7 protein-coding genes and 1 pseudogene are annotated in these 9409 nt (G+C 35.9%); 5 read left to right on the forward strand and 3 right to left on the reverse strand.

The annotated features are described in order from the left end of the window. The first annotated feature begins 84 nt into the window (after positions 1-84). From AC1DDX_RS17140 to AC1DDX_RS17150, 3 genes and pseudogenes are all read left to right on the forward strand, one after another. A complete protein-coding gene (locus AC1DDX_RS17140; RefSeq protein ID WP_477622321.1) occupies positions 85-306 on the forward strand; it encodes an ABC transporter C-terminal domain-containing protein in 222 nt (73 codons plus the stop codon). Positions 307-391: 85 nt separating this feature from the next. Next, positions 392-1989 (forward strand): annotated as a pseudogene (locus AC1DDX_RS17145) (tRNA uridine-5-carboxymethylaminomethyl modification enzyme MnmG/GidA). 143 nt (positions 1990-2132) lie between these two features. Beyond that, positions 2133-3761, forward strand: a complete 1629-nt coding sequence (locus AC1DDX_RS17150; protein ID WP_172662339.1) for an Ig-like domain-containing protein — start codon at positions 2133-2135, stop codon at positions 3759-3761. A gap of 1 nt (position 3762) precedes the next feature. Here the strand turns inward: AC1DDX_RS17150 and AC1DDX_RS17155 are convergent, their stop codons facing one another. Together AC1DDX_RS17155 and nadB are read right to left on the reverse strand one after the other, a co-directional pair. Next, positions 3763-4272: a gamma carbonic anhydrase family protein gene (locus AC1DDX_RS17155; RefSeq protein ID WP_172662340.1), complete on the reverse strand. Its 510-nt coding sequence runs from the start codon at positions 4270-4272 to the stop codon at positions 3763-3765. 2 nt (positions 4273-4274) lie between these two features. Next, complete coding sequence (gene nadB / locus AC1DDX_RS17160) at positions 4275-5861, reverse strand: L-aspartate oxidase (RefSeq protein WP_172662341.1); 1587 nt, start codon at positions 5859-5861, stop codon at positions 4275-4277. Between the two features lie 503 nt (positions 5862-6364). On the opposite strand from nadB, the gene nadA reads away from it, so the two are divergent. After that, positions 6365-7357: a quinolinate synthase NadA gene (nadA, locus tag AC1DDX_RS17165; protein ID WP_172662342.1), complete on the forward strand. Its 993-nt coding sequence runs from the start codon at positions 6365-6367 to the stop codon at positions 7355-7357. A 134-nt stretch (positions 7358-7491) separates the two neighbouring features. After that, on the forward strand, positions 7492-8532 hold the full coding sequence (gene thiL / locus AC1DDX_RS17170; RefSeq protein WP_172662343.1) for a thiamine-phosphate kinase: 1041 nt from the start codon (positions 7492-7494) through the stop codon (positions 8530-8532). Here thiL and AC1DDX_RS17175 read toward each other — a convergent pair. Further along, on the reverse strand, positions 8527-9409 hold an 883-nt coding region (locus AC1DDX_RS17175), incomplete at its 5' end, for a DNA recombination protein RmuC (protein ID WP_477622322.1). The two genes, thiL and AC1DDX_RS17175, sit on opposite strands and share 6 nt — an antisense overlap.

Consider the following 9409-nt stretch of genomic DNA (forward strand, 5'->3'; position numbering starts at 1 on the left):
AAAAACCAGAAGTAAAAAAGAAAGAAACGCAAACGCCCGCTCCTACCCCAGTGGCACAAAAAAAATTAAGCTACTCCTACCCCAGTGGCACAAAAAAAATTAAGCTACAAGGAGCAAAAAGAATTAGAAGATCTGGAAGCAAGGATTCCTCAAATTGAAACAGAAGTAGAAAGGCTAACACAATCATTGTTAGAAATCGATAGTTCAAACTATATTGAAATTCAAACCGTAACCAAGTCTATCGAAAGCTTAAATACCGAAATGGACATTGTAATGGAGAGATGGCTCGAGCTTTCAGAGAAATAAATTAATAACTTTACAAACACGTTCCACGTGAAACGCTCCGGAAAATCATCGCAGAGTTTCACGTGGAACATACAAAATATAAGCTATGTTTAATGAATATGATGTAATTGTTGTCGGTGCAGGACACGCAGGTTGCGAAGCTGCAGCGGCAGCAGCAAACCTTGGCTCCTCTGTTCTATTGATCACGATGAACATGGAGACCATTGCACAGATGAGCTGTAACCCGGCAATGGGCGGAGTAGCCAAAGGACAAATAGTTCGGGAGATCGACGCTTTGGGCGGGTACTCCGGGATTATAAGTGACAAGACAACTCTTCAATTCAGAATGCTAAATCTTTCTAAAGGTCCGGCGATGTGGAGTCCAAGAACTCAAAATGACCGCAAAAGATTTGCCGAAGAATGGCGACTAGCTTTAGAGCGTACTCCAAATGTTGACTTTTGGCAAGATATGGTAAGCAGCCTACTCATTAAAAACAATACTGTAGTTGGAGTTAAAACTTCCTTAGGTGTCGAGATAAAAGGCAAGTCTGTAGTACCTGGATCACCTATACAAACTCCGAAGTGCACGAGACCTTAAAAGAAGGCTTTGAAAAATCACCAATGTTTACTGGTCGCATCAAAGGCCTTGGTCCAAGATACTGTCCTTCCATTGAAGACAAAATCAATAGGTTTGCCGAACGTGAAAGACATCAAATATTTGTGGAGCCTGAAGGCTGGAATACTTGTGAAATATATGTAAATGGATTCTCTACCTCGCTACCAGAGGATGTACAATACAAAGCACTAACCAAGATTCCAGGATTTGAAAATGCCAAAATGTTCAGGCCAGGTTATGCCATTGAGTACGATTATTTCCCGCCTACCCAACTATCTTTAACCCTAGAGACCAAATTAATCAGCAATTTATTCTTTGCTGGCCAAATAAACGGAACAACCGGATACGAAGAAGCTGCTAGTCAGGGTTTTATAGCAGGAATCAATGCCCATCAGAAGGTAAAAGACAAACATGAGCTCATCATGAAGCGCTCTGAATCATATATCGGTGTTTTAATTGATGATCTTGTAACTAAAGGCACCGAAGAGCCATACAGAATGTTTACATCCAGAGCGGAACACAGACTCTTACTTAGACAAGATAACGCAGATATCAGGCTCTCCCCTATTGGCCACAGTCTGGGTCTGATAAACGATGAACGTCTGGATCTCGTTAAGCAAAAAGTAGCTAATTCAGATGCAATTGTAGAGTTCTCCAAAAAACAGGCAATTGATATGAATCAAGCAAATGCGCTCTTGCAAGATTTAGGAACAAGTGCGTTAAATCAGACCGTTAAAGTATTTAATCTTTTAAGCCGACCGCAAGTAGGAATAAATGATATTAGAACTGTTAGTCCGAACTTCAATGAATTTTTAGATCAGTTTGATAAAGAAACTATTGAGCAGGCTGAAATAAAAATCAAGTATGAGAGTTATTTTGAAAAGGAACAGGAAATTGTAAATAAAATGCAAAAGATGGAAGACAAGGATATTAATCCAAATTTTGACTATTCTCAATTAGTATCTTTATCAAAAGAAGCTCGCGAGAAATTGTTGAAAATAAAACCAAGAACGCTCGGACAAGCGTCCCGAATTTCAGGTGTTTCGCCTTCCGACATATCCGTTTTAATGGTACATATCAGCAAATAATACATAACTAACTGGATAATAATAATTTAGGTGTTAAAATAATAGATAAAAATAAGGCTCATTTTAAAGCGATATAAACCACTTTTAGAAAAAAGTAATGATATCTATTAAAAACAGGTTTAAATTCAATACAACTCATATAAATGGCTAAAAACAACAACATAGTCTTCTTAAGGAATTTCGCTATCCTATTTTTGATAGTTTCTTTAATTTACAGCTGTGCAAGTATTCAGCAACCTCAGGGTGGGCCCAGAGACACCACCCCACCTAAGGTCTTAAGCATGCTACCAAAAGACGAGACTACAAATTTCACATCCAAAAAAGTTGTTATAGAATTTGATGAGTATTTCAAATTACAGAATGAGTTTAAAGAATTTTCTGTTTCACCTGAAATGCCTAAACCTCCAGTTCTAAAAACGAAGGGAAAAAAATTAGAAATATCCTTTCCGGATAGTCTCGAAAAAAACACAACATATACTTTAAACTTTGGAAAGTCTGTTGCCGATGTTAATGAATCTAACGTAGTCAAAAATTTGACCTATGTATTTTCAACAGGTCCAAAACTTGATTCATTGAGCATAAAAGGAAAAGTAACAAATTCATTAACGGGTGAACCGGAGTTAGACGCCGTTGCATTTATACTGCCCCTAAATAGAGATACACTATTCGGAAAAGGTAAGCCATCTATTTATACCCTTACAGATAGCAGTGGTAATTACAGCTTAAAGAATTTAAGGAGCGATACCTATAAATTATACGTCCTCAAAGAAAAAAGTGGTGATAAAATCTATCAGCAAGCGACAGACGAAATTGGTTTTCTAAAGGATTCCATCGTTTTAACCAAGAATATGGATAGCATGAATTTAAAGGTATTTAAAGAGGATGCTACCGTATTTAGAATCGTTGACAAACGCCTGAATCCAGATGGAAGTATACTGTTAACTTTTAATCAAAAACTAAAGAAGCCGGAAGCAATAATTCTGGATCCTCCCGCCTTAGATGCTTCAAAGAAAATTAAATTTAGTAAGAACAACGATTCACTAAAAGTTTGGCTTACAGATTTAAGCTTCGATTCAACAAAAGTAAGCATTAAAGAAAACGGAAAATTGCTTCAAACAGCAACATTAACCAGAGGTAAAAAAGAAACATATACCAGATCATTAACGGCATTAAATAATCTTGATAACCGCGCTTTGCCACCAGGCAGAACCCTAAAATTTACCTTCAATTTTCCAATAGAAAGCTTTGATGCAAGCAAAATAACATTACTGGAAGACTCTGTAGATACCAAAAACTTCACCTTGACTAAAGACAGTTTAGACCAACTCTCCTACTATTTCAGGTATCCGTGGAAACAAAAAACCATGTATGATATCACCTTCGCTCCTGGCGCATTTACAGCCATTTTTAAGGCTCAGAACAAGGAAATAAAAACTTCACTTGAGCTTGGCAAGAAAGATGATTACGGAACACTAAAAGTAAAAATTGTACCTCCTGAAAAACAAAAAAGTTATATTCTGGAAATTATTGATGGCAACAAAAGCATCGTAAATACAATAGTTGTAAAACAAGATACATCTGTAACTTTCAGTAATTATAAAGGCGGAAAATATTTCATAAGAATAACCTACGACACCAATAAAAACGGCGTCTGGGACACAGGAAGTGTTGCCCTGGGATTACAGCCCGAAAAAATATGGAATGAGCCTAAAGAGTTATCAATCAGGCCTAATTGGGAAAGAAATGAGGTAATTACTATTCCAAAAGAATAAACTATCTGAACCAGTCAGAATACATGATATAATTGTCCGGTAACTTATTTAATAAAGCCCTTTGCTCATCAGTAATGGGCTTTATTTTTTTTGCAGGTGTACCTGCATAAATAAATCCGCTTTCACAGTGCGTATTCTCTAATACAACAGCTCCTGCAGCAATAATAGTATAATCCTCAACAACTGCATTATCCATTATGATAGCGCCCATGCCCACCAATATATGGTTGTTTAGCGTACATCCATGTACAATTGCATTATGACCAACAGATACCCTATTTCCTATCCTGGTGGCCGCTTTAAGGTAAGTAGCATGAATAACAGCACCATCCTGAATATTACTGTCATCACCAATCGTAATCTTATTTACATCCCCTCTAATCACGGCATTAAACCAAACAGAGCAATTTTTTCCCATAATCACATCTCCAACTATTGTTGCATTAGGAGCAATAAAACAATTGTCACCCCACTTTGGATGTACATCTTTAACTGGTAATATAACTGGCATAATTAAAAAATTGTATCTGTTAATTGTTCTGAATGATTAGGATAATCAGTAGTAAAATGAAGTCCTCTGCTCTCTTTTCTGGCCATAGCCGATTTTATAACGATGAACGCTACCTGAATTACATTTCTTAGCTCACAAAGTTTTACAGAGACCTTATTTCCTTTATAAAAATCCTCTGTTTCCTGATGCAATAAATACAAACGTCTCATGGCCCTTTCCAACCTGAAATCAGAGCGAACTATACCAACATAATCACTCATTAATTTCTGAGTTTCTCTTAAATTATGAGTTACTAATATGTCTTCATTTGATTGTGTAACCCCATGATCATTCCATTCAGGAATATTATCAGGAATCACGTTATTCATAAAATTAGCCACAGCATGTTCAAATATACGATGAGCAAACACAGGAGCTTCCAATAACGAATTAGAGGCCAACCTGTTGGCTCCATGTAAGCCTGTCGAAGAACATTCGCCACAAGCATATAAATTCTTTATAGATGATCTTCCAAACTCATCAACCAATATCCCACCACACATATAATGAGCCGCTGGAGTAACCGGTATCAGATCTTTGGTCATATCTATACCTATAGACAAACATTTAGCATATATATTAGGAAAATGGGCCAAAATATCAGCCTTTTTTCTATCCGTTATATCCAGATAAACGAAATCCTCACCCGATTTTTTCATCTCAGAATCAATAGCTCTTGCTACTATATCCCTTGGCGCCAAAGACCCACGCTTATCATACTCATACATAAACTCCTCACCATTTTTTCTTCTAAGCACACCTCCAAAACCCCTTACAGCTTCAGAAATCAGAAAAGCAGGATACTCCCCAGGATGATATAAAGCTGTTGGATGGAACTGAATAAATTCCATATTCCTTACTTTTCCTTTAGCTCGATAAACCATTGCCATTCCGTCACCAGTAGCAATCACCGGGTTTGTAGTGCTGGAATAGATATGTCCGGCACCTCCAGAAGCCATGATAGTCACATTAGCTAATATCTTTTCCACATCGTTAAGCTCTGTATTAAAGGCATATATCCCATAACAGTTAATAACCTCAGTGGCTTTATCAACATGTATCCCAAGGTGATGTTGAGTAATTAACTCCAAACAGAAGTAATGTGTTAATATCTCTATGTTCTCATTCTGATGAATTTGCTTCAATAACACACTTTCAATTTCATAGCCTGTTACATCTTTATAGTGTAGAACACGATGTTCAGAATGCCCGCCTTCCTTGGCCAGATCATACACTCCGGTACCATCTTTATCAAAGTTAGTCCCATAGTCGATGATCTCTTGTATACGCTGAGGACCCTCAGTCACAACTACTTCTACAATATGTTTATCACATAAACCATCTCCGGCAATTAATGTATCTTCAATATGCTTCTCAAAAGAATCATCTTTATCTACAACAACAGCCACTCCGCCCTGGGCATATTTAGTATTAGATTCGTCTTCGTTAGACTTAGTAACAATTAATACTTTGCCATATTTAGCTGCCTTTAATGCAAAGCTCAAACCGGCAATACCTGATCCTATGACCAAAAAATCTACTTTTCTCATTAAAATGTGTTATTTCCACTCCTTTGTTAACAACGTTGATATAATTGTTAACTACTTGTCTAAATAAATAGAACAATTTTATTTGAATGTTTAAAGCTAAGCTAAAATGGTAATTCGACGCAATATTTTAACTTATTTTTAAGCATAAACGTATAGGTTATTAACTTTTTATTCACCAACTAAGAATACACATATTGGTATTGATAAGTTTTAGAGTGAATTAATATATCGTTGTAAATCAGCCGATATTTTTATTAAAAATGTAATCTAAATGTTAATAAGTTACTAATAACTCATAAAAAAGCATTTTTTTGAAGTACTTTTAAACAATACTAACACACTAATAAACAATAGAAATCTATTTATATATAATAATTATATTTTATTGAAGTGTTGAAAGCTCCGTACATTTACAAAAGTTCCAAAACAGATAATTAAAATTTATCCTGTTCTTTGCTGCACTAAAAAAGAAATATTAAAAAAGAAAATATCAACTCATTAAAATGGACACCTTAGAGGAAATTAACAGAAAAGGTTTTGTAGATGAAAAGATCGATCCCACACTTGACCTTTTTGAGGAAATTGAAAAATTAAAAAGGGAAAAGAATGCGATAATATTAGCTCATTATTACCAAGACCCTGATATTCAGGATATAGCAGATTATATTGGAGATAGCTTAGGGCTTTCTCAGGAAGCTGCTAAGACTGAGGCAGATATCATTGTTTTTGCCGGAGTGCATTTTATGGCAGAAACAGCTAAAATTCTTTCTCCCAATAAAACTGTTTTGTTACCAGATGTAAAGGCTGGATGCTCATTAGCAGATAGTTGCCCACCACATTTATTTAAAAAATTTAAAGAAAAATATCCTGATCACCTGGTCATAACGTATGTAAACTGCACAGCAGAGCTGAAGGCACTGAGTGATATCGTATGTACCTCCACAAATGCTGTTCAAATTGTTGAAAGTTTACCAAAAGATCAGAAAATTATCTTCGGACCAGATAAAAATCTTGGTGCATGGGTAGCAAAGAAAACCGGTAGAGACCTGGTACTGTGGAATGGAGCATGTATGGTGCACGAAATATTCTCCAGAGAAAAAATAACAAAACTTAAAGAGCGCCACCCTAATGCAAAGTTTATTGCGCATCCTGAATGCGAAGAAGCTGTATTAAAAATGGCCGATTACATTGGTTCAACAACAGGATTGTTAAAATATTCCATAAATAACGACGCTCAGGAGTTCATTGTAGCAACGGAAAGTGGCATTATTCATCAAATGGAGAAGGCTAATCCCGGAAAAACCTTTATTCCTGCACCGCCAAATAACAGTTGCGCATGTAATGAATGCCCGTATATGAAAAGAAACACGTTAGAAAAACTGTATTTGTGTTTAAAAAATGGATCTCCAGAGGTAACAGTACCTGAAGATATCATTGTAAGAGCAAGAAAACCAATTGAAAGAATGCTTGAGATATCTGCAAGTTTGGGGTTGTAGTAGCCAAAATTAGATTGGTTAATCGTCATTGTTGCCCGTCATCTCGACGATAGGAGAGATGACGAATCGCATAAAAAAGAATGTTGGTAACTATGTTAATTCAATATAAAACAGTAGTTTAAAGAAATAAGATAATGTTTGAGAATAAGGAAAGAACTGATATTTCAGAGTTGGGAGAATTTGGGCTGATAAAGCATTTAACAGATACTTTTAAAATAAGACATGAAAGCAGTATAAAAGGCATAGGTGATGATGCAGCAGTATTAAATTTTAACAACAAAGAAGTGCTGATTTCTACAGATCTGCTGCTTGAAGGAATTCATTTTGATCTTGCTTACGTACCGCTAATTCATTTAGGTTACAAAGCAGTTCAAGTAAACCTAAGCGATATTTATGCAATGAATGGTATTGCAACTCAGGTAACCGTTTCTATCGGTTTATCGAGCAAATTTACTTTAGAAGCAGTTGAAGAAATTTACAAAGGAATTGAACTCGCCTGTAATAAATTTAACATCGATCTTATTGGAGGAGATACCTCAGCAAGTAAACAAGGATTGGTAATTAGTGTAACCAGTATTGGCTATGCTGAAAAAAATGATGTTGTTTATAGAAATGGAGCTGGTGAAGGTGATCTCTTATGTGTTTCCGGAGATTTAGGCGGTGCTTATGTTGGGATGCAAATATTAGAAAGAGAAAAGCTTATTTTCCTTGAAAATCCTAATATCCAGCCAGATTTAGAGGGTAAAGATTACATTATTGAACGTCAGTTAAAACCTGAAGGAAGAAGAGATATAGTTGATCTTCTGGCACAAATGGAAATAAAACCGACCTCAATGATTGATGTATCAGATGGATTGGCTTCTGAAATATTACACATTTGTCAGCAATCTGAAAAAGGATGTAACCTTTACGAAGAGAAGATTCCAATAGATCCAATGACTTACGAAACTGCACGTGAACTTGGTTTAGACCCGACGGTATGTGCTTTAAGTGGTGGCGAAGACTATGAATTGCTATTTACAATTAAACAGGAAGACTATCCTAAACTAAAAAATGATGTTGATATCACCATTATTGGTCACATCACTGATAAAAATTCGGGATGTAAAATGATATCTAAGTCCAATGTTGTGCATGAATTAAAGGCACAAGGGTGGAATGCATTTAAATTATAAACTATCTTCCTCATCAGGTAAGGTAGAATCCAGAAATTTGGTGTCAATCTGCTTAGTAGCTTTGGCACCTAATTTCTTAATTTTCTCTGAAGTATTGGAAAGGTTTCCGGCACCGGTAGAGAGCTTATTTAAAGCTTTATCATAAGCATCCTGGCTTTGCTTAATGTTCTTTCCTATTCCCTCCATATCAGTTAAAAAGCCAACAAATTTATCATACATATTGCCACTTAAACGGGCAATTTCAAGTACATTTCTATTTTGTCTTTCCTGTTTCCAAATACTTGCGATGGTTCTTAAAGTAGCCAATAAAGTAGAAGGACTTACAATAACTACTTTTCTGTCCCAGGCATAATTAAAAAGCTCGGCATCCTGTTGTACCGCAATGCCAAAAGAAGATTCAATGGGTATAAATAACAATACAAAATCGGGTGAATTGATCTGATAAAGATCATGGTAGTTCTTGGCAGATAAACCTTGTATATGAGCTTTTATAGAAGCAAGGTGTTGTTTTAAATACAAATCTTTATCATCATCAGTATCCGAACTAACCAATCGTTCATAAGCCAATAAAGATACCTTAGAATCAATTATTATATGTTTATCATCTGGAAGGTCAATAATAACATCCGGTTGCATTCTACCCCCGTCAGATGAGTTCAAACTGGTCTGTATTCTATATTCCCTATCCTTTACCAGCCCAGATCTTTCCAAAACACGTTCCAGAATTACTTCTCCCCAGTTTCCTTGTTTTTTATTGTCGCCTTTAAGGGCCCTGGTTAAGTTATTTGCATCTTCCTGAATTTGCTTGGTCTGATCCATTAATTGGGAGATCACACCTTTCAAAATATTTCTTTCGTCTGATTCAGATTTATAAACC

Source organism: Pedobacter sp. 10L46_2 (genome assembly GCF_056395165.1).